The sequence below is a fragment of the Gulosibacter sediminis genome (genome assembly GCF_014904065.1).
Classification (GTDB): Bacteria; Actinomycetota; Actinomycetes; order Actinomycetales; family Microbacteriaceae; genus Gulosibacter; species Gulosibacter sediminis.
The window spans coordinates 118,979-119,201 of record NZ_JACXJG010000006.1; the positions used below are offsets into that span (position 1 = coordinate 118,979).

Annotated in this window: 1 pseudogene; it reads right to left on the reverse strand. The window is 66.8% G+C overall.

The annotated features are described in order from the left end of the window. Window positions 1-223, reverse strand: a pseudogene (locus ID132_RS13540) (NADP-dependent oxidoreductase); the annotation flags it as partial.

Sequence of the window (223 nt, forward strand, 5' to 3'; positions counted from 1 at the left end):
GTAGGCGATCTTGCCCTCGCCGAACCAGCGCGACATGTGCTGCTGGAACTCGGGTGCGAGGTGGAGGTAGCTGCCGAGCGTGAAGCCCTTGAGTGACAGCGCGCGCGTGATGATATTCGCCATGTTGTCGGGGCCCGCGGGCTTCTCGGCGGTGTTGTAGCCGGCAATCGCGCCGCAGAGCGCGATGCGGCCACCGTCGTTCATGACGTCGAGCGCGGCCTCG